Raw genomic sequence first — 23,246 nt, 5'->3', positions numbered from 1 at the left:
GGATTGCGCTGCCGTGCTTCACTCAAAAAACGATAACGTCGCGCAGGCTCTCGCCGCTGGCAAGACGATCGAAACCGCGATTGATATCGCTCAGTTGCAAACGCTCTCCCATCAGCTTGTTGATAGGCAGTTTTCCCGAGAGATACAGGCCTATATAGCGCGGGATGTCGCGCCCCGGCACACAGGAACCAATGTAGCTGCCTTTGACAGTCCGTTCCTCCGCCACCAGGCTCACCTGCTGCAGTGCCCATGTATTAGCGGGATTCGGCAAGCCGGCGGTCACCGTCGTTCCGCCGCGCCGTGTCATGCGGTAAGCAGTCTCCATGGCCTGCACCGACCCCGCCATCTCGAAGGCATAGTCGACGCCTCCCTTGGTGAGCGCCTTTACCTTTTCCACCGCGTCGGGGTCGCGCGCATTGATGGTCGCTGTCGCACCGAGCGCTTTCGCCGTGTCGAGCTTGCGCTCATTCAGATCGACGGCAATGACTTCGCGCGCGCCGGAAGCGATTGCACCCAGCATTGCACACAGTCCGACGCCGCCCAGTCCGAGCACGGCGGTGGTGGAGCCAGCCTGCACACGGGCGGTATTGATGACCGCTCCGACGCCGGTAAGCACCGCACAGCCGAACAGCGCCGCCTCGACGGGATCGATCGCGGCATCGATCTTCACGCAGGAGCGGCGCGAGACAACCGCATGGGTGGCGAAGGCGGAAACGCCGACGTGATGGTGTATGTCGACGGCACCCTGATGAAGGCGGCGTTCGCCTGACAAGAGGACGCCGCTCGTATTGGCCGCCGCCCCTGGCTCGCACAATGCCGGACGGCCTTCCATGCAAGGCAGGCAATGTCCGCAGCTGGGCACGAACACCAGTACGACCAGCTCTCCCGGTTTCAAGTCGTCGACACCTGCCCCCGTTTCAACCACCTCGCCCGACGCTTCATGCCCCAGCGCCATCGGCACTGGCCGTGGCCGGTCGCCATTGATCACCGACAGATCCGAATGGCACAGTCCGGCGGCGCGCATCTTGATCAAGACCTCGCCGGGTCCGGGACGGTCAAGGCTGAGCTCTTCGATCTGCAGCGGCCGGCTTTCGGTAAAAGGCAGGCTCGCGCCCGAACGATGCAAGACTGCGGCGCTGATTTTCATGGTGAACTCCTTTCGCGCAAAGACTTATCGGTGCAAGCCATCAGATCGTGCGGCCGCCGTCCACCGGCAGTTCCACCCCCGTCAGGAACTCGGCGGCATCGCTGGCGAGAAATACCGCAGCGCTGGCGACATCGGACGGCTCGCACATGCGGCCAAGCGGAATGGTGGAAATGAAGCGCGCCCGGTTTTCCGGCGTGTCGGGCACACCCATGAAGTCGCTCAGCAATGCCGTCGCACCCATGACCGGGCAAATGGCATTGACGCGAATGCCATCCGGCGCAAGCTCGACCGCCATGGCCTTGGACAAGGTATTCACCGCGCCTTTCGAACCGTTGTACCAGGATAGTCCGGGACGGGGACGGATGCCAGCCACCGAACCGATGTTAAGGATCACGCCATACTTGCGTTCACGCATCAGCGGGACGACTGCATGTGCCATGTGGTAAATGGATTTGACGTTGACTGCATAGACGCGATCGAAGGTCTTCTCGTCCACTTCCAGCATGGGCTGGTTACGGTGGGTGGTGCCTGCATTGTTGACGACGATATCCGGCGCGCCGAATTTTTCGACGCAATGGCGCACCGCCGCTTTTACCTGCTCGCCGCTGGTCACATCGCAGGCGACCGCGCTCGCGTTTGGCCCCAGTTCCTTTGCCAGTGCCTGCGCCATTTCCAGATTGATATCGGCGATGACAAGCTTGGCGCCTTCTTCGATAAACGCGCGTGCGATTCCCGCGCCGAATCCGCCTGCGGCGCCTGTGACGATCGTTACCTTGTTGCTGAGCCGGGACATGGGTTGCTCCTTAGTTATGATATTGGACGATGGTTTTTGTCGTACTCATTTCTTCCAGGGCCAGGAAGCCCTTTTCACGGCCGTGGCCGCTTTTCTTGACGCCGCCGAAAGGCAACTCGACTCCGCCGCCCGCGCCGTAGCAATTGATGAACACCTGCCCGCTCAATAGCCGCTTGGCCATGCGCGCCTGGCGGCCTCCGTTCTCGGTCCATACGCCGGCCGCCAGGCCGTATTCAGTGGCATTGGCCAGACGGACCGCGTCTTCTTCATCGACGAAGGACATGGCCGACAGCACCGGCCCGAACACTTCCCTGCAAGCCAGCTTGTGATCGCGCGGCACACTCCCGAACAGGGCGGGCTTGATGAAATAGCCGGCGGACGAAAGACCTGGAGCAAGACTGCCCTCCGCCAGCAGGGACACGCCGGACGCTTTCGCTTCCTCGATAAAACTGCTTACTCTTTGGTACTGCTTGCTGTTGACGATCGGGCCGCAGTCCAGATCCATCTCAGGCGTTCCGACCCGGACTTGCCTGAAGGCAGCGGCGACCATGCCGACGAACTTGTCGTAGATGTCCTGCTGCACCAGCAGCCTGCTGCCCGCCGAGCAAGTCTGGCCGGCGTTCTGCACGATTGCCTTGACGATGACCGGCACCGCCTTGTCGAGGTCTGCATCACTGAACACGACTTGTGGCGATTTGCCGCCCAGTTCCAGCACGCATGGCACATGGTTACGGGCGGTGGCCTCCTGCACCATGACGCCGACTTCAGGCGACCCCGTGAACGTCGCGAAATGGATGCCCGGATGGGCCGTCAGGGCGGCGCCCGCTTCATGGCCATAGCCGGTGACGATATTCAGCGCCCCGGGCGGAAACCCGGCTTCGATCGCCAGTTCGCCGAGTTTCAGGGCGCTCAGGCAAGCGTCTTCCGAAGGCTTGAGCACGGCGGCATTGCCCATCGCCAGAGCGGGCGCCAGCGTGCGTCCGAACATCTGTGCCGGATAATTCCAGGGGATGATGTGCGCGGTGACGCCATGCGGCACACGCACCACACTCACGTTGTAGGCGTTCAGGTAGGGAATCGTTTGGCCGTGGACCTTGTCGGCGGCCGCGCCATAGAACTCGAAGTAGCGCGCCACTGCGGCCACATCGTTTCGTGCCACCGTGATCGGCTTGCCCGTATCGCGCGCCTCGATCTGCGCCAGTTCTTCGGTATGACCGAGAATCAGGCCGGCAAAACGCAGCAGGATGCGGCCGCGCTCGGTCGCCGTCAGCCGGCCCCATGCGCCATCCAGCGCACGCTGCGCCGCCGACACGGCGAGATCGATATCTGCGGCTCCCCCTCTGTCAATCCGCGCAAAGGCCTCACCGTTACACGGATTGATAACGTCGATGGTCTGACCATCCTGCGCCGATATCCATTTGCCGTCGATTAACAACGTAGTCATCTGTATTGCTCCTCATGTAAATGTTGGCCTGCCACGCCGGCAGAAGAAATGAGTTCGCCGCGCTCCAGCGTCAGCGTCGTATCCGGCAAGTCGCGCAGCAGGCTGCCGTTGGATTCGGTGACTACCACGCACAGCTCGGGATTGAGGTCGCGCAGCCGGCGCAGGGATTCGGCGTACTGGTTTGCCAGAACAGGAGCCAGTCCCTGGAAAGGCTCGTCCAGCAGGACGAGCTTGTTTCCCGCCATGAGCGCCCTGCCGAGCGCGGCCATTTTTCCCTGGCCGCCCGACAACGCCGCGCCAGAACGCTGCAGCATGTCCTTGAGCTGAGGCACCACCGCCAGCGTGCGTTCCAGGCGCGCGTCGATTTCGCGCCCGGGCATGCCCAACACATCGCATGGCAGGCGCAGGTTTTCCTCGACGGTAAAGGTGGGAAACATGATGCGTTCTTCCGGCGCGTAGCCGATACCGAGCGAGGCGCGGCGGTAGTCCGGTATTCGGGCCAGATCCCGGCCACCGAATTCGATCCGTCCTTCATCGAGTTGAATCAGACCCATGATGGACCGCAACAGCGTCGTCTTGCCGGCGCCATTGCGGCCGACCACGGCGACCAGGCTGCCCGCACGGAACTCCGTCTCGATCTTGCGCAAGACCGTGATCCCGGCGATCTTCGCACTGATCCTGTGTAGCTTCAGCATCTCATTCTCCCAGCACGTTCTTGCGGATTTCAGGATCGTTCAGCACCTTGTCCGGAACGCCATCCGCCGCGATCCGCCCGGATATCCATGCCGCCACACGGGTCGCATACCGGGTCACGATATCCACGTCATGCTCGACAAAGATGGCAGTGATACGGCGTTCGTCGAGTGCGGCCATGATGGTTGCCATCAGCCCATGCTTTTCATCGGTCGACACGCCGCTGGTCGGCTCGTCCAGAATCAGCAGCCGGGGATGCAGCACGAGCGCCATCGCAATGTCGAGCAGCTTGCGCTGCCCTTCCGGCAGCGATTCGCATGCTTCATTCCCGCGCTCGCGCAGCCCGACCAGTTCGAGCACATGCTCCACATCCTTTTCCGGAACCGAAGAAGCAAGCGGCTTCCATAAGCCCAGGCGGCCAATCTTGCCGGCGGCTGCAATCCTTACGCAATCGCGCACCGAATGTTCGAGAAACAATTGCGGCAACTGGAAGGAACGTGCCATGCCGCGCCGGGCAATGACGCGCGGCTCCAGCCGGGTGATGTCCTGTCCGGCAAAGCTGACCTTGCCGCTATGCGGCCGGATAAGACCGGTACAGATATTGATGAAGGTAGTCTTGCCCGCGCCGTTCTGGCCGATGACGGCAAGGCGCTCTCCTTCATGCAATTGAAAGTTGATATTGTCTGCAACGACGATGGCGCCGAAGGACAGCTTGAGATCAACCGTTTGCAACAAGGCCTGGCTCATCGGTTCTCTCCTTTGGATTGCTTGGCCTGCAGCCGGACCATCAGGCCCGAGATGCCCATCGGCGCGAAGAACACCATGGCGATCAGCACGATGCCCAGGACCATTTGCCATGCACCGGTCAGATAGGCAGCGGCGAACAGTTTGACAAACTCGAAGATGGCCGCGCCGAGAAATGCTCCTACCGGATGAGCGATGCCGCCGAGAATGGCGATAAAGATGAATTCGCCGGATCGTATCCAATATCCCATTTCAGGCGTCACCAGTCCCTGGGCAATGACAAACATTGCTCCCGACAGTCCGCACAGAGCGGCCGACAGAACGTAACCGACGAGAAGGATGCGATAAGTGGACAAGCCCACATATTCCAGCCGTGTTTCGTTGGTCTTGATCGCGGTCAACGCCTGCCCTGCAACCGAACTCAGATAACGCTGCACCAGGACGCCTACCGTCACTGCCAGCACGACGGCGCTGATCAGTAACGCCGTTTCGAAATCGTCACGCTCGAGCTGCATCCCGAGAAAACTCGAACGCGCAAGCCGCAAGCCGTCGGTCCCGCCGGTGAGATGAAAAAATTTCCCGAGGACGGCAAACAGCACCATCGACAAGGCAAGATTGAGCATGCCGAAAAAGATGGCGCGGTAACGCACCACGAACAAGCCGACGACGAGGCCGAAAAAGGCGCCGAATGCGGTGCCGATGACAAGCAGGACCACGCTATCGAGCTGGCTCCACCAGCGCGCCGCGAACGCCACCGCATAACCGGCGGCGCAGGCAAACATCGCATGGCCGAAGGACACTTGTCCGGCACGGATCAGAATCGACACGCCAAGCGCGGCGATGCCGAAGCAGGCTGCAAAAATGACAGGTGTCTTCAGCCAGGGCAATACGACCGGCATCAGCAAAGCCGACACCACCAGCAAGGCGGCAGCGATCTTCGTATACGGGACGCCGGTCTTGCGTTCGATCCGGGGAACCTTGATGTCAGGCGCGGCCAGGCTGATTGAAGTTTCTGGTTTCGACATCACACTCTCCTTGCTTTTGCGACGGAGAACAGTCCCTGCGGACGGAACAGCAGCACCAGGGTCATGATCAGGTAAGGCACCAGCACTTCCAGCTCCGGCAGCAGATACACGGAAAACGCGCGTGCCAGCCCGATCATGATCGCGGCAATCAGCGCACCTTCGATTTGTCCCAGCCCCGCCGTTGCGACGACGGCGAAGGACAGCACGATCATTTCCGCGCCTATGCCCGCAACCCAGGATGTCGTCTGCACTGCCAGCGCACCGCCAAGCGCACCCAGGGCCGAGCCGGCAATGAAGGTCAGCAGGCAAATCCGCTTCACGTTGATGCCCATCGCCGTGGCGACTTCACGATGATGCGCCACCGCCACCACCTGGCGGCCGATCAGGCTGCGGCGCAAGAAATAGCGCAGGGCAAAGAACACCACGAGCGCGACGCCGGGCAGCACCAGCAACTGGTAATAGGTATAGGTAATGCCCATCACTTCGGCCACGCCCAGGTAATTGACGATTTCCGAAACGGAATATGGCTGGGTACCCCAGATCATCCGCTGCAGGTCTTCAAAGATCATGAAAGCGGCGAACGTGATCAGCAATTGCAAGACCGGATCCTTGTCGTAGATGCGCCGCATCAGGCAGGTTTCCATCAAGCCGCCAAACAGCGCGCCGACCGCAATCGCCACCAGCGGCAGCATGATGAATGACCAGAGCGGAGAGACCTGAGCGGCCGCCGCCCAGATGCCGACGCTGGCTGCCGCGTAGCCCCCGATGGCAAAGAAGCCGCCATGGGCCATGTTGATGATGTTCATCACCCCGAACACCAGGGTGATACCCAGCGCCACCAGAAACAGCAGCGCTGCGTACGACAATCCATCAAGAATGGCCAGAAAGAACAGTTCCTGATTCATGATGGCGATTTACTTGTCGGCCGATGCAAAGGTCTTGATGCGCGGACTGTTGATGATCTCCGGCTTGAGCGTCTTGACCCACTCGGGCGATTTCTGCCCGACCGGCGCAGTCACCAGCTCGGCCGGGTAGATCGCCATCTTGTCCAGGATCGGGAATGCATAGCCCGGTGCCTTCCTGGTTACGCCAAGCAACTGGTCTTCCAGGCCTTGTCCGTCTTCACGAATCTTCACGCTACGTGTGAGGCCGCGAAATTCGACCCCATGCATCGCATCGGCAAGCTGCTCGGTGGACGGCCACTGCCCCTTGTTGCTCTTTGCCGCCTTGTCATATCCCGCGACCAGGCCATCCAGCGCCTGCACCATGTGGTAGACCGAATAGATCGGATAAGCGCCTGTCTTTTCCTTGAACTTTTGCACGAAGTTCTTCAGCTTGGGATCGTCCTTGAGTTCCGGATGCAGGAAGTAGTGATCGCCGCGCGCACCGACAATGACGCCTTCCGGCAGGGAGTTGCCAAGACGCTCCAGCGAGCTTTCCGCCAGCGGCAGGACAAACAGGGAGTTGCGGATCAGGCCGCGCTGCGCCGACTGACGGACGAAGGTATCGAGGTCGCCGCCCCACGAGGTCGACAGGATGACATCCGGACGCAAGGCTTGCAGGCGACTGACTTCGGTGGAGAAATCGGTTGCGCCGAATTTCGGGAACAGCTCGGCCACCACCTTGACGTCAGGCTTGAGCGCCTTCAGCGTATTGGAGAACAGCTCCCATGAATCGCGCCCCCATGCATAGTCCTGATTCACCACCGCGATCGTCTTGAAATCGGGCTTGACACGCAACAGGTAGAGCACGGAAGCAACCATTTCCGTGGTCGCATTAGCCTGGGTCCGTACGACATACCGGTAGCGTTTGTCTTCCAGCAGTTTTTCGGTGCCGCAGTCCCACATGATGTTCATAACCTTCAGGTCCTCGGCAACCGGCGCAATGGTATTGCAGCTGCCGCTGGAGATGGATGCCAGCATCACGCGCACACCTTGTTCCTGCACCACGCGGCGATACTCGGACAGCAGCTTGTCGCTGCCGACGCCTTCGTCAATGAAGGTCGGTACGATCTTCGCGCCGTTGATGCCGCCGGCCGCGTTCAATTGCTCGATGTAAAGTTCTGCTGCATGCTTGGCCGGCACACCGAACACTGATGCAGGTCCGGAAAGAAAGGTAGTGATGCCGATCTTGAGTTCGGTCGGTTTGCCGGTCTGTGCATGGGTGCCGGTGGTCAGGACCAGGGCAGATGCGGCAAGCGCGGCGAGGCGGGTGAATTTTGATCTGAACATGTCTTCTCCAATAGTGGTTCTGGTTCTGTGGGACTTATGTGAATTGGCGAGAATGAGTGTCCTTCACTCTGGATGGAGTGACAATTTGCATTTTTGGAAGGGGGGCTCCGTCACCGGTTAAGCTTGCCGCTGCCGCGCCGCATCGAGCGGACCATGCCTCCAGGACGCAATCCCGGTTTATCCATGCAGGAGGTACAATCAAAACTCTTCAACAGAGGTGCCATCCATGCTTTTTGATCTGACCGATCTGCGTCTCATCATTCAAATCGCAGAACTCAAGAGTCTGACGCGCGCCGCCGAGCGCATGCATTTATCGCTTGCGGCGGCGAGCAATCGGGTGAAAGAAATGGAGTCGCGCTTCGGCGTGCGCCTGCTTTACCGGGAAAACAAGGGTGTGCAGCTGTCGCCGGCCGGCGAAACGCTGCTGGCCCACGCCCAGCAATTCATGCAGCAGGTCGAGCGCATGAAGTGCGACATGCAGGAGTACAACAACGGCATCAAGGGACATATCCGCATCTATGCCAACACCACCGCCGTCACCGAATTCATGCCGGAAGTCCTGGGCGATTTCCTCGCAAGAAATCCGCACGTCAATGTCTCGCTTGAAGAAAGACTTAACCAGGACATCGTGCGCGCAGTGCATGAAGGCACGGCCGACATCGGCATCGTCGCCGGCATCAGCCAGGCGCCAGGGTTGGAGTTCCTCAATTTTGCAACCGACCGCCTGGTGCTGGTGACCGCGCCCGATCATCCGCTCGCGGGTTCGGGTCCGACCTCGTTTGCGTCAACGCTTGAATACGAGCATATCGGTTTGCATGAAGGAAGCACGCTGCAGCACTTCCTTAATCGCATCGTCGAAGAGCATGGCCAGCAGCTGAAGGTCCGCATTCATGTGCGCAGCTTCGAAGCCATGTGCAGGATGATCGTGGCAAAAGTAGGGATTGGCATTCTTCCGCAATCGGCGGCATCGCGTTATGCAAAGACGATGGAGCTTTCCATGGTCGAATTGCTGGAACCCTGGACAGTGCGCGAGCGTAGCGTCGTGGTGCAGAAGATGGGTAAGCTGCCTCAATATGCGCGCGAGCTGGTGGATTTCATTTGCACGCGGGCGCCGGAAGGTGTCAGTGCGGTTGGTGTAGACAGGACATCCGAAGAAAAGTATTAAAATCTTCCCTGCGCAGGTCCCCTGCTCGCCCACTCGTCCATCACCCGCTGAGCCTTCAGTATCACCGGCCGGTCCACCATTTTTCCATCGACGGCGACTGCCGCGCCATCCGCGGTCGCGGCCGCCGCAAGAACCCGCCTGGCCCATTCGACTTCTTGCGGAGAGGGTGCAAAAAACTGATTGACGAAACCGACCTGCCTGGGATGGATGCAAAGTTTTCCGCCGAAGCCAAAGCTGCGCGCCCGCAAGGTGTCGCTGCGCAGTTGCTCGACATTGTCGATCTCCGTCGTGACGCCATCGATCGGGGGCTGGATACCAGCCAGTCGAGAGAACAGCACCAGCATCGATCTGAAGTAATGCAACTCTTCCCCATCACCGTCAATGCCGAGATCAAGCTTGAAGTCGATCGATCCGAACATGAGCCGCTGTACATGACGGTCACGGGCAAGAATCGCTGCGCTTTCAAAGCCTTTTGCGCTTTCTATGAGCGGATAGACCGGCCGATCCGGACTAACGCTCTTGATCATGGCGATGTCGTCCATGCGCTCGGCCTTGGGAAGTACGATGCCGGCCACGCCGGGCATACCGCACAACGCAAGATCATCACGGAACCACTCCGTGCCGGCGCCGTTGATCCGAATCAGTACCGACTGCGCCGGCGACAGCCACGACGCCACGGCATCCCGGGCAGCACTTTTTTCCGCGAAGGGCACTGCGTCTTCCAGGTCGATAATGACGACATCCGCGCCGGCCGCACAGGCATTCGCGAAGCGTTCCGGCCGGTTACCCGGAACAAAAAGATACGAGCGTGGAATGAAAGAGCTCATGTCCGAAGAACTCATGTCGTGCTTTCGGTCTTCATGCCAGCAAGGCGCTTACTTTTTCGGTCCGGCAAATATCCCAGATCCGCCCAAAGGCCGCCTGCATTTCAGTACGTGACGCACCTTCGCTGAATTCGGCCAGTCGCAATGCCTTTTGTTCCAGTTCTTCTCGCGTCAGGGTATTTCCGGGATCCCCTTTAGGTTCGTCGACACGGCCATTCAGCACCCGCCCATCGGTCGTGCGGACCGCAACCCTGCCTAGCCAGCGTTCCGGATAAGCGCTGTCGACCTCGTCGTCCAGCACCATGTCGACCTTGCCGCGGAATGCAGCAACGCGCGCATCGTCGAAGTACCGGTCGAACTCGCTCATCCCCGCACACTGGAAATGCGCAATCAAGCCAAGCACAGTACCCATCGAGAACTTGGCCTGGTGCACGGTCTGCGGATCGACGACCGGACCAAGCACATCGATTGCCCCCTGATGTACGAACGCGGTCACGCCGGCAATGCTGTCCGGGCTCAATGCATGCTTCGTCACGACTTGCAGCAAGGCGTCGGCCGCAGGATGAGTATGCCGGCAGGATGCATGAAACTTGAAAGATGTCTCGGCCAGCGCCCATCGTTGGCCGAGACGGTCGGTCAGCCGGCCGGGATTCGCATCCTTCGACATGCCGGCCGCCATTCCCTGTGCACCTTCAAGGATACGCCGCGCACCGGTAAACCCGCTCTTTGCCAGATAGGCCGCACTCAATCCGCTGGCCGCCGCATGCGCGGTATGCAGCTGCTTGGAGTCGGCGGCGTCGCGCAGGAATTCCCATAGACCCGCTGCCTGTGTGCCTGCGGAACCGAAGGCATCGAGCATCTGTTCCGGCGTGAGCTTCAGCAGGCGTCCGACAGCGGCAGCCGCGGCCACCGTCCCGGCGGTCCCGGTCGTATGGAACACGCGGTAATGCGAGCGTCCGAGGAACTCGCCGATACGTATTCCGGTCTCGTAACCGGCCACTGCTGCCGTGATCAATTCGCGACCGGAACTGCCTAGCGATTGCGCCACCGCCAGCACCGACGGAAACACGACGGCCGCAGGATGAAATACCGAACCGTTATGCACATCGTCCTGTTCGGCATAGTGCGATGCGGCGGCATTCACCATCGCGGCGAATAGCGGCGTGGCCTTGCGGCGCGAAACCAGTACTTCGCAGTCGCCGTCTGCCGGACCCATCTGCCGTGCAAACGCTTCGATAAGCTGCACCGGTCGGCCGCATGCGCCGGCGACGGCAGAACCAAACCAGTCGAGCAACAGGTCTTCGGCGCGTCGCACGACCGGCTCGGGAATATCGTCGAACTGCAGGTTGGCCGCGAATGCCGCCAGTGTCTTGCTTGGGTGATCGGTCATGGCCTTGTTCAATGCGAATAATCAGATTGCGTGTTGTTCATGCAGCGCGGCGATATCATCCGTGCTGTATCCAAGTTCGGCGAGAATGGTGTCGGTGTGCTGGCCGAGCGCCGGTATCGGATCCATGCGCGGAGCGAACGCATCAGGAATGCCGGGCGGCAGCAATGCCGGCACTTTGCCGGCAGGGGTATCGACCTCGGTCCAGCGCTTGCGCGCCGCAAGCTGCGGATGCTTCCACAGATCGTGCATGTCGTTCATGTGCGCGTTGGCGATCTGCGCTTCCTCCAGCCTTTCCACGACCTGCTCACCATTCAGTGCAGAAAACGCGTCCACGATGATTGCGCGCAATTCGTCGCGCGCTACCGTGCGGCGGGAATTGGAAGAAAACCGCGGATCGGTGGCAAGCTCCGGCTGCTTCAGGACCTTGTCGCAGAATACCGCCCACTCGCGTTCGTTCTGCAGCCCGAGCATGACGATCTTGCCGTCGCCCGCCGGGAATGGGCCATAAGGATAAATCGTCGCATGGGCAGCGGCTGCACGTTGCGGCGGCGCGGCGCCGTCGAACGCGTAGTACAAGGGAAAGCTCATCCACTCGACCATGCTTTCCAGCATCGACACCTCCACATGGGAACCGCGTCCTGTTTTTTCGCGTTGCATCAGCGCCGCGAGAATATTGGAGTAGGCATACATGCCTGCGGAGATGTCAGCGATCGAACAGCCCGCCTTGGCAGGCTCTTCCGCCGTGCCGGTGATAGACAGGAAGCCGGATTCGCTCTGGATCAGCAAGTCGTAGGCTTTCTTGTCGCGGTAAGGACCGTCCAGTCCATAACCCGACACATCGCAGACGATCAGGCGTGGGAACCGCTCCTTCAGCTTGTCGTAAGAAATGCCGAGCCGCTCGGCGGCGCCGGGGGCGAGATTCTGCACCACCACATCGGCGCCGGCCAGCAGCTTGTCGAGAATCGGCTTCGCTTCTTCATGCTTCACATCAAGCGTCAGGCTTTCTTTGGAACGATTCGTCCACACGAAGTGGGAAGACATCCCGCGCACCCGCTCGTCGTAAGCGCGGGCGAAATCGCCGACGCCGGGCCGTTCCACCTTGATGACGCGGGCACCCAGGTCGGCCAGTTGCCGCGTGCAGAAAGGCGCGGCAATCGCATGTTCGAGCGTGACTACAGTAATGCCTTCAAGCGGACGCATAAATCTTTCCATTCAAAATGAGCGCGGCAATCCAAGCACATGCTCAGCCACATAGGACAGGATCAGATTGGTTGAAATCGGCGCAACCTGATACAGGCGCGTCTCGCGGAATTTGCGCTCGACATCGTATTCGGAGGCGAAGCCGAAACCGCCATGAAATTGCAGGCAGGCGTTGGCCGCTTCCCACGATGCATCCGCTGCAAGCATCTTGGCCATGTTGGCCTCGGTTCCGCAGGGCTTTCTTGCGTCGAACAACTCGCATGCCTTGTAGCGCATCAGATTGGCTGCCTCGATATTCACATACGCCTTCGCAATCGGAAATTGCACGCCCTGGTTCTGTCCGATCGGGCGACCGAATACCACGCGCTCGTTCACGTACCGTGTCACTTTGTCGATGAACCAGTAGCCATCGCCGATGCATTCCGCCGCGATCAGCGTGCGCTCGGCATTCAGTCCGTCGAGGATGTACTTGAAGCCCTTACCTTCTTCACCGATGAGATTTTCGGCCGGAATTTCGAGGTTCTCGAAAAACAGTTCATTGGTCTCGTGATTGACCATGTTGAGAATCGGCTGCACCGACAAGCCTTTGCCTATCGCGTCCTTCAGGTCCACGATGAAGATCGACATGCCTTCCGACTTCTTGGTCACCTCGGACAGCGGCGTGGTACGTGCAAGAAGAATCATCAGGTCGGAATGCTGCACGCGCGAGATCCAGACCTTTTGACCATTCACGACATAACGGTCACCCTTTTTTACTGCCGTGGTCTTGATCTTGGTCGTATCGGTGCCGGTGGTGGGCTCGGTAACGGCCATCGACTGCAAGCGCAACTCTCCGCTGGCGATCTTTGGAAGATAGTCCCGCTTCTGTTGCTCCGACCCGTGCCGCAACAAGGTACCCATGTTATACATCTGGCCATGGCAGGCGCCCGAGTTGCCGCCGGACCGATTGATCTCTTCCATGATGACCGAGGCCTCCGTCAAGCCAAGGCCGGATCCGCCATATTCCTGCGGAATCAGCGCGGCCAGCCAGCCCGCATGGGTCAAGGCTTCGACAAACTTCTCGGGATAGCCGCGTTGCTCATCAATGCGTCGAAAGTATTCTGATGGAAACTCTGCACACAATGCGCGAATCGCATCGCGGATTTCCTGGTGTGAATCCTGCTGGTGATACATCTGGCGCTCCTGTTTTTTCTGGTTTCAATCAGGCCGCAATGGTGGCTTCCGCCTGCATCGCGAGTTCGCCGCGCGCATTCCTGGCCCACAACTGCACTGTCGTTCCGTCGGCGTCCGGCTGTCCGCAGATTTCGAACTGCTCTATGTCGAATAGCGGGCTGACCGCACGGAAACTGAAGGTATTCAAATGCACGCCAGGCATCTTCCGATGCAAGAGTTCAACCAGTAGCGTTGCAATAAGCGGTCCATGCACGATCAAGCCGGGATAGGCCTCGACCTCGGTCACATAGCTGCGGTCGTAATGAATACGGTGTCCGTTGAAGGTGAGCGCCGAATACCGGAATAAAAGCAGCGGGTCCGGCCTGACGATGTCGGACCACTCGCTACTTGAGGGCGCGAGCTTTGCCTGCACCGGCTGGCTGTCTTTTTGCGGTGCATCGCGATAGACGATGTCATGTTCCTCGATCAGCGCGATACCGCCCTCGTCGAAAATCGCATGTTCCACAGTGACGAACACCATGTCGCCGCTCTTGCCACGCTTGACTTCGACCGCCTTGATGGTGGACTTGCGCTTCACCGTTGCGCCGATCTGCAGCGGCTTCAAGAATGTCAGCCGGCCACCGGCCCACATCCTGCGGGGAAGCGGGACCGGAGGCAGAAAGCCGCCACGCCGCGGATGACCGTCGTCGTCCAGTTCGGATTGGGCCGCTACAGTCCAGAAATAAATCCAGTGCCACAATGGCGGCACTCCCTCTTCGGGCTTGGGAATATCCTTGCGGTCCAGCACAGCGGCTAACGCATTTACCCTGTCGGGATGCGTGCTGTCGTCACATACCTGTGTACGGCCGACCCATTGCTTCAATAATGGTACGTCGATGCCATTCATCTTCATTTTTCCCCGGCAAGCATTGCGATGTCTTATCAATGCTGCCCAGTTTGTCTGACCGGCATCGGCATGACAATCTGCATTTTTGGAAGGGGGGGTATGCTGCAGGTTGAGGATTGTTGTTACAGCAAAATTGGCGAGTCCGGGGTTATATGACTTTGCCTAGTGGATACTGATTTGATGTAGGGCGGCTCGACCGAGCATGAAATAGGTCGTAGACCTAAAGAGCCGCGTTCTCAGCTTCGCTCGGATGGCGTCAAAGCCCTGGCGGAAAGTACCACCATGCCGCGCCAACCGTCAGCGCAAAAGTTGTCTAGCCTCTGTAAACGCCCAAGGTAATGCCTACAAGCGTTTCTTTTGCGAATCTTGGCTAACGCGGCTTGCTTATCGGGCTCTCAGCATCAACCCGCGACCTTGCCACCAAGTTCATCCTCGATATGGCTGCGGATGATGCTGTCGAAATCGGCATCCCGTTGGAAGCCCATGGCATCGCCGCGTTTCGTGATGAAATTGCCGGGCCATGAGTTCACGATCCGAATGATTGCCGGATCTTCTTCCCATCGGATGCGCTTGACGACATTGGCGCCAGCAACACGTTCTAACGCCGCGACCATTTCACGTACCGTGGTGGCGAGGCCGGGGAGGCTGAGAGCGCGGCTGCTGCCGAATGCGCTGCCGTCGATGTCATGCCCATGGATCAGGCTGTTGATCGCATAACGCGGCGACTGCAGCCACATCGGAGTATCGGCCGAGACAGGACATACTGCCTCGATGCCGTTGAGCGGTTCGCGGATAATGCCGCTGGCGAAGCTGGAGGCAGCCTTGTTCGGCGCGCCGGGACGCACGCAGACAGTCGGCATGCGCAGTGCGCGGCCATCGATAAAGCCCTTGCGGCTGTAATCGTTGACCAACAGTTCGCCCATTATCTTCTGCGCGCCATAGGAACTCTGCGGCGTAAGCACTTGGGTATCGGGCACCTGCGCTGGCAAATCGCCGCCAAACACCGCGACCGAGGACGTAAACACGACGCGCGGCTTGTTGCCGTTGTGTCGGGCGCGCTCGAGGATCAGCCGTGTGGCATCGAAGTTGATGCGCATGCCAAGTTCGAACTCCGCTTCCGCCTGGCCGCTGACGATGGCTGCCAGATGAAAAACGGAACTGGTCCGCGGCGTCAGCACCTCTTCGATCATGGCTGCGTCCGCAATGTCCCCGGTGACAACATTGATACGCGGATCGGAAAATCCCTTCGCCGGTACGACGTCCAGCAGCGTAATCTTCGAAATCGATGCCTGCTTGCCTTGGGCATCCGCCAGCGTGCCGCGCTCGAGCAACTGCTTGGCCAATCGGGCTCCCAAGAGGCCCGCGCCTCCCGTAATCAGAACTTCCATGCTTTTCCTCAAAAAAATTGGGCGGCAGCACACGCCATGCAGGCGCTGCGCGCTTTGTGGTCACTGCGATTACGGCGCTTGCTCAGCAGTTGCCCCGGGGATCGCTTGCACTATCCCTTTACGCAATTGCACCGTCGTGCCGATAAATCCAGTTGTGGTTTAAGTTGTGAAGTTATATGATAAGCGCATATGATGCAATCATCAATGCCAATATCTGTGATTCATCTGTAGTGCTCGACTTCGCTTTCATCTGATTTTTACTTGGCTTTCTGATAACCGCGCATGATTAATGACCCCATGTTCCAGGTCGCTCCCCTTGAGGCTCCGGCAAAGATGCCTGAACGCATCACGAAGATCCTCCAGGACCTCATCCTTAAAGGGACCTACCCGCCGAAATCCCGCCTTCCTTCCGAAGGCGAGATGGCACTGCGTTTCGGAGTCAGCCGCACCGTGATGCGCGAGGCTGTGTCCCGGCTGAAATCTGAAGGATTGGTGGAGTCGCGCCAAGGCAGCGGCGTCTTCGTGCGCGAAGCAGGACCAGACCGGCCATTCAGGATCGAGTCGAGCGTGCTGGATTCGGTACAGGAAGTACTGCAGGTAGCCGAGCTGCGGCGCGGCATGGAATCGGAGATTGCCGCACTGGCGGCGGAGCGCGCAAGCAAGGAGGAGATCGAGGAGATCGGCACGCGGCTGGCGGCGATCGACGCCGACGTGGCCGCAGGCGGCGACGGCGTAGCCGCCGATATCGAATTCCACCGCAGCATCGCGCGTGCCACCGGCAACCCGCATTTTCTTGCGCTATGGGACTATCTCGGCCAGTTTCTGAAAGGGACGATCAAGCTGACCCGCACGTGGGAAGCCCAACGCGACGAAACCAAGCAGCAGGTGCTCGACGAGCATCAGGCGGTCTATGACGCCATTGTCAGGCGCGACGCCAACGCTGCGCGCGAAGCTGCCCGCAAGCATATGGAAATGTCGTCTCACCGCATTCGCAACATCGATCCGGGTTTCATCGCGGGCGGGACGAAGAAGCCCGCCCGGCGGCGCACTGCAAAGGACAGGCAGTAATACCAATCCCAACTCATAACATGACATGAAATCACGTCTTTCCCCGCCTGGCCGCGTTGCACTCGTCGTCAATAGCATGGCTATTGACTCCTCCCGCGCCTTGCCAATCGAAAAAATCCATCGATTTCATTTGTCACGTTATGGGTTGGGATTGGTATGAGAACTCCCGCAAGCATAATGGAACACGCATCATGACCTTATTACTTGGATGTATCGCTGACGACTTTACCGGCGCAACCGATCTGGCCGGCATGCTGGTGCGCGCCGGCATGCGCACCGTGCAAATGATCGGTGTGCCGGTCGGTCCACCGCCGCAGGACGTCGATGCCATCGTGATCGCATTGAAATCCCGCACCACGCTGCCGCAGGAAGCCGTGCAGGAATCGCTGTCCGCGCTGAGCTGGCTGCATGACGCGGGCTGCCGCCAGTTCTATTTCAAATACTGTTCCACTTTTGATTCCACCGATCAGGGCAATATCGGACCGGTCACGGATGCATTGATGAATGCGCTCGGCACCGACTTCACGATCGCCTGCCCGGCTTTTCCCGAAAACAAGCGCACCGTATTCAAGGGCTATCTGTTCGTCGGCGACGAACTGCTAAGCGAAAGCGGCATGCGCAACCATCCGCTCACACCGATGACCGACCCCAATCTGATGCGAGTACTGCAGCGGCAGACTTCGCGCAAGGTTGGCCTGATCGACCATGACGTCGTCGCACGCGGCGGCGCTGCCATCACGGCGCGCATCGCTTCCATGAAGAGTGAAGGCGTCCAGATCGCCATTGTCGACGCCGTCTCGAACGACGACCTGATGTGCATCGGCGAAGCATTGGCAGACCTACCGCTGGTGACGGCCGGCTCTGGCATCGCGCTCGGCCTGCCGCAGAATTTCCGCAGGGCGGGCTTGCTCGACGACGGCGCTGTCGCTGACAAGCTCGATGTGCCGCAAGGCGCGCGCGCCGTCATCTCCGGCAGCTGCTCGGTGGCGACCAATGCGCAAGTCGCGCATTTCATCGCATCGGGCCGGCCCGGCTTCGCGATCGATCCGCTGCGCCTGGCGGACGGCGAAGATCTCATCGGGAAGGCGCTTGCATGGGCTGAGCCCCGGCTGGCCAATGCCGATGGACCGCCGCTCATCTATGCGACCGCTGCACCGGAAGCGGTCAAGACCGTGCAGGCACGCCTCGGCGTCGAACGCGCAGGCCATTTGGTCGAGGAAGCCCTTGCCGCTATCGCGTGCGGCCTGGTCGAACGCGGCGTGCGTCAGATGCTGGTGGCCGGCGGCGAGACATCGGGTGCGGTGGTCAAGGCGCTTGGCGTGACCGGCCTGCATATCGGTCCGCAGATCGATCCCGGCGTGCCGTGGACCACCACGCTGGGCGGCAAGCCGCTTGCGCTCGCGCTCAAGTCGGGCAACTTCGGCAGCGTGGATTTCTTCACCAAGGCTTGGAGTGTGCTGCAATGAACGAATCCATGCTGCGCGAGCATATCTGCGAATGCGGCAAGTCGCTGTACGACCGTGGCTTGGCCACCGGCAGCAGCGGCAACATCAGTGTTCGCCTCGATGATGGCTGGCTGCTCACGCCAACCAATGCCTCGCTCGGCCATCTCGATCCGGCGAAACTGTCGAAGCTTGACTGGCAGGGCAACCTGATCTCGGGCGACCCCGCTTCCAAGGAAGCCTTCCTGCACCGCGCAATGTATGAAGAGCGCAGCGGCGCTGGCGCCATCGTCCATCTGCACTCCACGCATTCGGCAGCGGTGTCTTGCATGTCGGGGCTGGATGCCTGCGATTGCATCCCGGCGCTGACCGCCTACTTCGTCATGAAGATCGGCAAGCTGCCGCTGATTCCTTATCACCGTCCCGGCGATCCCGGACTGGGCAACGCGATCCGTGGTCTCGCGGCAAAGCATAACGCTGTACTGCTCGCCAACCATGGACCGGTGGTATCCGGCAAGAACCTCGAAGCGGCGCTGTATGCGACGGAAGAACTGGAAGAAACGGCCAAGTTGTTCCTGCTCCTGCGCGGCCACAATCCTCGCGCGCTCAATGATGAGCAGATCGAGGAATTGCGGCAGGTTTTCAAGCTGGACCAGACGTGATTCATTTAAACGAACAAAGAACAGACTAAAAGGAAAGATCGTGCCGAAATTCGCCGCCAATCTAACGATGATGTTCAATGAAGTGCCTTTCCTGCAGCGCTTTGCCGCCGCGGCCGAGGCCGGCTTTACTGCCGTGGAGTTCCTGTTCCCATACGAGCATACGCCGGAAGAAGTCGCGGCCGCGCTCAAGGACAACGGCTTGCAAAACGTGCTCTTCAACATGCCCCCCGGTGACTGGGCTGCAGGGGAACGCGGTATCGCCTCCCTGCCCGGCCGCGAGGCGGAATTCCGCGAAGGCGTGGCCAAGGCGCTGACTTACGCCAAGGCATTGGCCACGCCGCGTCTGCATGTGATGGCCGGCCTGCTTCCTGAAGGCGGTGACCATGCCGTTGCGCGCGCCACCTTTATTTCCAATCTGCGCTATGCCTGCGCCGAAGCGGCGAAGCATGGCATCACGATCCTGATGGAGCCGATCAATACGCGCGACATTCCCGGATACTTCCTGAACACCCAGGCCGAGGCACATGCGATCCGCGAAGAGATCGGCGTCGTCAATCTGAAAGTGCAGATGGACTTCTATCATGTGCAGATCGTCGAAGGCGATATCGCGATGAAGGTAAGGCATTATCTGCCCCATATCGGCCATATCCAGATTGCCGGCGTACCGGAACGCAACGAGCCCGATACCGGCGAGATCAATTACCCCTACCTGTTCCGGCTGCTTGACGAACTCCATTATTCCGGCTGGCTAGGCTGCGAATACCGTCCTGCCAAGGGCACGGTAGATGGATTGGGTTGGTTCAAGCAGTATGCCAGCCAGGCCGGCAAGACGATCAACCGGGAAGCATAGCCGGCTGAGGAATCACCGGCATCCCTTACCCGGGTTGCCGATGTTGATACACGATATAAGCAATGTCGTTTGTTCTACTTTAACTAGATTTTTTCAGGAGACTTAGCATGAAAACTATCCGTCTGAACGCTGTCGCCCTTGCCGTATCCGCACTGGCACTTGGCTTCGCATCCTCCGCCGCCTCAGCGCAAACCGTGATGCGCATCAGCGTTTCCACTGCCCAGAATTCTCACCAGGGTGTGGCCATCGACACCTTGGCCAAGGAAGTCGAGAAGCGTACCAACGGCCGCTACAAGATCCAGGCCTTCTACGGCGGCGCGCTGGGTGCGGAACGCGAGGCGACCGAAGCCGTGCAGCTCGGCACCCAGGAACTCACCTGGACGTCGACCGGTCCGATTCCCAACTTCGTGCCGGAAGTGAAGATCTTCGACGTACCATTCCTGTTTCGCGACTACGCGCATGCACGCGCAGTGCTGGACGGCTCGATCGGACAGGATATGCTGAAAAAGTTTGAGAGCAAGGGTTTCAAGGCGCTGGCGTGGGGAGAGAACGGATTCCGTCACATGACCAACAACAAGCGTTCGGTGATCAATCCGGAAGACTTGCGCGGCCTGAAGTTGCGCACCATGGAAAACCCGGTCCATATCCAGGCTTACAAAGGCTTCGGCATCATTCCGACTCCGATGGCCTTTACCGAAGTATTTTCAGCGATGCAGCAGGGCACCGTCGACGGCCAGGAAAACCCGCTGTCGGTCATCACCGCCAACAAGTTCGAACAGGTCCAGAAGCACCTGACGCTGACCGGCCATGTCTATTCGCCTGGCGTCTTCCTGATGAACAAGGGCGTGTTCGACAAGCTGTCCGCAACTGACAAGCAAGCCTTCCTGGACGCCGCCAAGGTTGCCGCCCAGGCCAACCGCGACCGCGTCGATCAGGATGAAAAGACCGCCGTCAACGATCTGCGCAGCAAGGGCATGCAGGTGGTCGACAAGGTTGACAAGGCAAAGTATCAGGCGGCGCTGACGCCGGTTTTCGCTGAATTCGAAAAGCAGTTCGGCAAGGCTAACCTGGACAAGATTCGGGAAAACAAATAATCGGCCTCTCAGAACACCGCCCCGCAGCTTGCGGGGCTTTTTAACATTCTGGAATTCCCATGAACAAATTTGAACAAGTGTTCATTGCGATCAACCGCTGGATCTTGATCTTTCTGCTCGCGGCCATGTCGATCATTGTCTTTACCAACGTCGTCATGCGCTATGTGACGGATGCCTCGATTCCATGGTCGGAAGAGGTATCGCGCCACATGATGATCTGGCTGACATTCATCGGCGGCGGACTGGTGCTGCGCAGCGGCGGCCATATCGCCGTCGACAATCTGCAGGATGCCCTGCCGACCACCGGCGCGCGCGCGATGCGCGGCGTAGTGTTCGCCTTGCTGGTCGCTTTCCTGCTGCTTCTGGTTTATCACGGCTGGGACTATGCGCAACGCACCATGGTACAGACGACCGCAGCCACCGAAATTCCGTTCGGCTACATCTATCTCGCCATGCCGATCGGCGCCGCGCTCATGCTGATGCATTTGATACTGATCGCGCGTGAATGGCTGCTGCACCGCGAATTCATCGCGGACGAAGACTTCGACGCCACCTCGAGCGCATCGCTGTAGACAGGAAATAACATGAGCATGAGTCTAATTCTCGTCATCGGCGCTTGCGCGCTGCTGGCCATCGGCATGCCGGTCGCCTTTGCCCTTGGTCTTGCCACTAGTATCGCGGTGCTGGCCGTCGGCAAGTTCCCCATGATCGTGGTACTGAAGGAAACCTTCACCGGCATCGACAGCTTTCCGCTGATGGCGGTCCCGTTCTTCATCCTCGCCGCCGAACTGATGAGCGGAGGGTCACTGACGATGGTCCTTCTGCGTTTCGCTTCGCAGTTCGTCGGACACAAACGCGGCGGCCTCGGTTACACCAACATCGCATCGCTGACTTTTTTCTCGGGCATCTCCGGTTCCGCGCTCGCCGATGCGGCGGGCCCGGGATCGATGATGATCAAGATGATGGACAAGGCCGGTTACGACCGTGCCTACTCAGGCGCACTGACCGCCTCAACGGCGATTGTCGGCCCCATCATCCCGCCATCGATCATCATGATCATCTATGGACTGCAGGATGAGCGGGTATCGATCGGCGCCCTGTTCGTCGCCGGCTTCGTTCCCGGCATCCTGATCGCCATCGCGATGTCAGTGGTTAACTGGCACATATCAAACAAGCGCAATTATCGCGGCGACGGCGCATTTCCTCCCTGGAATGAAGTCTGGCGCAATACCCTTCAGGCAGTGCCGGCGCTGATGCTGCCGGTATTGATCCTGGGCGGCATGCGTGCCGGTTGGTTCACGCCGACGGAAGCTTCCGTCGTCGCGGTGTTCTACGCCCTCATTTGCGGCAAGTTTATGTATCGTACGCTGGAATGGAAGGCATTGCCGCACATCCTGATCCGTTCCGCCTTGCTGACTGCATCAGTGCTGATCATCATCGGCTTCTCCGCGGCCTTTGCCTGGGTTCTTACCGTCGAGCGCATTCCTTACACGATGGGAGAATGGATTGCCCAGCTGCAGTTGTCGCCATGGATGCTGCTGGTCGCGATCAACATCCTGCTGCTCGTCTTCGGCATTTTTATCGAACCGCTGCCGGGCGTCATGGTGCTGGTGCCGATTCTTGCGCCGGTCACGGCGGCGGCAGGCATCGATCCCATCCACTTTGCGATGATCGTTATCTTCAACTTGACCCTTGGCATGATCACGCCTCCGGTGGGTGGATTGCTGTTCGTCACCTCCAATGTGGCCAAGATCCCGCTTGCGGACCTGACGCGCGAACTCAAGCCATTCTTGATGGCCCACGGCGTAGTGCTGATGCTGCTCACTTTTATTCCGTCGCTGTCGACAGGCTTGCCTAATTTGCTCGGTTTTAAATGAACCGCAGGTTCCGCTCCTGCCCGGCACACATCTACCGAAAATCAGGAGCGGCATGGCAACATTGGTGTGCGTCGGACGGGATACCATAACGTTGGCTTCGATATGGGCATCGCCACCTGTAGCAGCGGCGCTGGGAGGACATACCTGAAA

At 59.5% G+C, this 23,246-nt stretch carries 22 protein-coding genes; 8 read left to right on the top strand and 14 right to left on the bottom strand.

The annotated features are described in order from the left end of the window. Window positions 1–22: 22 nt before the first annotated feature. The 8 genes from D3871_RS06730 to D3871_RS06695 are packed head-to-tail and all read right to left on the bottom strand — an operon-like array spanning window position 23 to window position 8,077. A complete protein-coding gene (locus D3871_RS06730) occupies window positions 23–1,147 on the bottom strand; it encodes a zinc-dependent alcohol dehydrogenase family protein (protein WP_119768193.1) in 1,125 nt (374 codons plus the stop codon). A gap of 40 nt (window positions 1,148–1,187) precedes the next feature. Continuing rightward, entirely contained in the window at window positions 1,188–1,940 is a 753-nt protein-coding gene (locus D3871_RS06725; RefSeq protein ID WP_119768192.1) for an SDR family oxidoreductase, read from the bottom strand. Between the two features lie 10 nt (window positions 1,941–1,950). After that, window positions 1,951–3,384, bottom strand: coding sequence for an aldehyde dehydrogenase family protein (locus D3871_RS06720; protein WP_119768191.1), 1,434 nt, complete (start codon window positions 3,382–3,384; stop codon window positions 1,951–1,953). Further along, on the bottom strand, window positions 3,381–4,079 hold the full coding sequence (locus D3871_RS06715; RefSeq protein WP_119768190.1) for an ABC transporter ATP-binding protein: 699 nt from the start codon (window positions 4,077–4,079) through the stop codon (window positions 3,381–3,383). The genes D3871_RS06720 and D3871_RS06715 overlap by 4 nt, the downstream gene beginning before the upstream one ends. A 1-nt stretch (window position 4,080) precedes the next feature. Then, the gene (locus D3871_RS06710) at window positions 4,081–4,824 is read right to left on the bottom strand and encodes an ABC transporter ATP-binding protein (RefSeq protein WP_119768189.1); all 744 of its coding nucleotides are present in this window, start codon (window positions 4,822–4,824) and stop codon (window positions 4,081–4,083) included. Beyond that, window positions 4,821–5,846 (bottom strand): branched-chain amino acid ABC transporter permease, encoded by a 1,026-nt coding sequence (locus D3871_RS06705; protein ID WP_119768188.1) that lies wholly within the window; start codon window positions 5,844–5,846, stop codon window positions 4,821–4,823. The genes D3871_RS06710 and D3871_RS06705 overlap by 4 nt, the downstream gene beginning before the upstream one ends. Beyond that, window positions 5,846–6,751: a branched-chain amino acid ABC transporter permease gene (locus D3871_RS06700; protein WP_119768187.1), complete on the bottom strand. Its 906-nt coding sequence runs from the start codon at window positions 6,749–6,751 to the stop codon at window positions 5,846–5,848. Before D3871_RS06700 ends, D3871_RS06705 begins: the two co-directional genes overlap by 1 nt. Before the next feature lie 9 nt (window positions 6,752–6,760). Further along, window positions 6,761–8,077, bottom strand: a complete 1,317-nt coding sequence (locus D3871_RS06695; RefSeq protein WP_119768186.1) for an ABC transporter substrate-binding protein — start codon at window positions 8,075–8,077, stop codon at window positions 6,761–6,763. A 226-nt stretch (window positions 8,078–8,303) separates the two neighbouring features. Between D3871_RS06695 and D3871_RS06690 the strand changes: the two genes are divergently transcribed. Next, entirely contained in the window at window positions 8,304–9,242 is a 939-nt protein-coding gene (locus tag D3871_RS06690) for a LysR family transcriptional regulator (RefSeq protein ID WP_119768185.1), read from the top strand. On the opposite strand, the gene D3871_RS06685 is transcribed toward D3871_RS06690, so the two are convergent. The 6 genes from D3871_RS06685 to denD form a co-directional block, all read right to left on the bottom strand. Then, window positions 9,239–10,069, bottom strand: a complete 831-nt coding sequence (locus tag D3871_RS06685; RefSeq protein ID WP_119768184.1) for an HpcH/HpaI aldolase/citrate lyase family protein — start codon at window positions 10,067–10,069, stop codon at window positions 9,239–9,241. The two genes, D3871_RS06690 and D3871_RS06685, sit on opposite strands and share 4 nt — an antisense overlap. A 31-nt stretch (window positions 10,070–10,100) precedes the next feature. After that, window positions 10,101–11,456, bottom strand: a complete 1,356-nt coding sequence (locus D3871_RS06680) for an MmgE/PrpD family protein (protein WP_119768183.1) — start codon at window positions 11,454–11,456, stop codon at window positions 10,101–10,103. Between the two features lie 21 nt (window positions 11,457–11,477). Next, window positions 11,478–12,656, bottom strand: coding sequence for a CaiB/BaiF CoA transferase family protein (locus tag D3871_RS06675; RefSeq protein ID WP_119768182.1), 1,179 nt, complete (start codon window positions 12,654–12,656; stop codon window positions 11,478–11,480). A gap of 12 nt (window positions 12,657–12,668) precedes the next feature. Continuing rightward, window positions 12,669–13,829, bottom strand: coding sequence for an acyl-CoA dehydrogenase family protein (locus tag D3871_RS06670; RefSeq protein WP_119768181.1), 1,161 nt, complete (start codon window positions 13,827–13,829; stop codon window positions 12,669–12,671). Window positions 13,830–13,857: 28 nt separating this feature from the next. Then, complete coding sequence (locus tag D3871_RS06665; protein ID WP_119768180.1) at window positions 13,858–14,721, bottom strand: HTD2 family dehydratase; 864 nt, start codon at window positions 14,719–14,721, stop codon at window positions 13,858–13,860. Between the two features lie 395 nt (window positions 14,722–15,116). After that, complete coding sequence (gene denD / locus D3871_RS06660; protein ID WP_119768178.1) at window positions 15,117–16,103, bottom strand: D-erythronate dehydrogenase; 987 nt, start codon at window positions 16,101–16,103, stop codon at window positions 15,117–15,119. A gap of 333 nt (window positions 16,104–16,436) precedes the next feature. Here denD and D3871_RS06655 point away from each other — a divergent pair, with 333 nt between their 5' ends. The 7 genes from D3871_RS06655 to D3871_RS06625 all read left to right on the top strand — a co-directional run bounded on the left by D3871_RS06655 (window position 16,437) and on the right by D3871_RS06625 (window position 23,096). Then, window positions 16,437–17,171: a FadR/GntR family transcriptional regulator gene (locus tag D3871_RS06655; protein WP_233575536.1), complete on the top strand. Its 735-nt coding sequence runs from the start codon at window positions 16,437–16,439 to the stop codon at window positions 17,169–17,171. 191 nt (window positions 17,172–17,362) lie between these two features. Beyond that, a complete protein-coding gene (otnK, locus tag D3871_RS06650; protein WP_119768175.1) occupies window positions 17,363–18,637 on the top strand; it encodes a 3-oxo-tetronate kinase in 1,275 nt (424 codons plus the stop codon). Further along, window positions 18,634–19,275, top strand: coding sequence for a 3-oxo-tetronate 4-phosphate decarboxylase (gene otnC, locus D3871_RS06645; RefSeq protein ID WP_119768173.1), 642 nt, complete (start codon window positions 18,634–18,636; stop codon window positions 19,273–19,275). The genes otnK and otnC overlap by 4 nt, the downstream gene beginning before the upstream one ends. A 40-nt stretch (window positions 19,276–19,315) precedes the next feature. After that, the gene (gene otnI, locus D3871_RS06640; RefSeq protein ID WP_119768172.1) at window positions 19,316–20,125 is read left to right on the top strand and encodes a 2-oxo-tetronate isomerase; all 810 of its coding nucleotides are present in this window, start codon (window positions 19,316–19,318) and stop codon (window positions 20,123–20,125) included. Window positions 20,126–20,232: 107 nt separating this feature from the next. Beyond that, window positions 20,233–21,219 (top strand): TRAP transporter substrate-binding protein, encoded by a 987-nt coding sequence (locus D3871_RS06635; protein ID WP_420799628.1) that lies wholly within the window; start codon window positions 20,233–20,235, stop codon window positions 21,217–21,219. A gap of 59 nt (window positions 21,220–21,278) precedes the next feature. Next, the gene (locus D3871_RS06630; protein WP_119768171.1) at window positions 21,279–21,791 is read left to right on the top strand and encodes a TRAP transporter small permease; all 513 of its coding nucleotides are present in this window, start codon (window positions 21,279–21,281) and stop codon (window positions 21,789–21,791) included. A gap of 18 nt (window positions 21,792–21,809) precedes the next feature. Continuing rightward, complete coding sequence (locus D3871_RS06625) at window positions 21,810–23,096, top strand: TRAP transporter large permease (RefSeq protein ID WP_420799656.1); 1,287 nt, start codon at window positions 21,810–21,812, stop codon at window positions 23,094–23,096. The last annotated feature ends 150 nt before the right edge of the window (window positions 23,097–23,246 follow it).

Origin of the sequence: Noviherbaspirillum saxi, assembly GCF_003591035.1 — a bacterium.
Taxonomy (GTDB): domain Bacteria; phylum Pseudomonadota; class Gammaproteobacteria; order Burkholderiales; family Burkholderiaceae_D; genus Noviherbaspirillum; species Noviherbaspirillum saxi.
The sequence above is the reverse complement of the archived record's forward strand: the minus strand, read 5'-3'. Positions and strand labels throughout refer to the sequence as shown.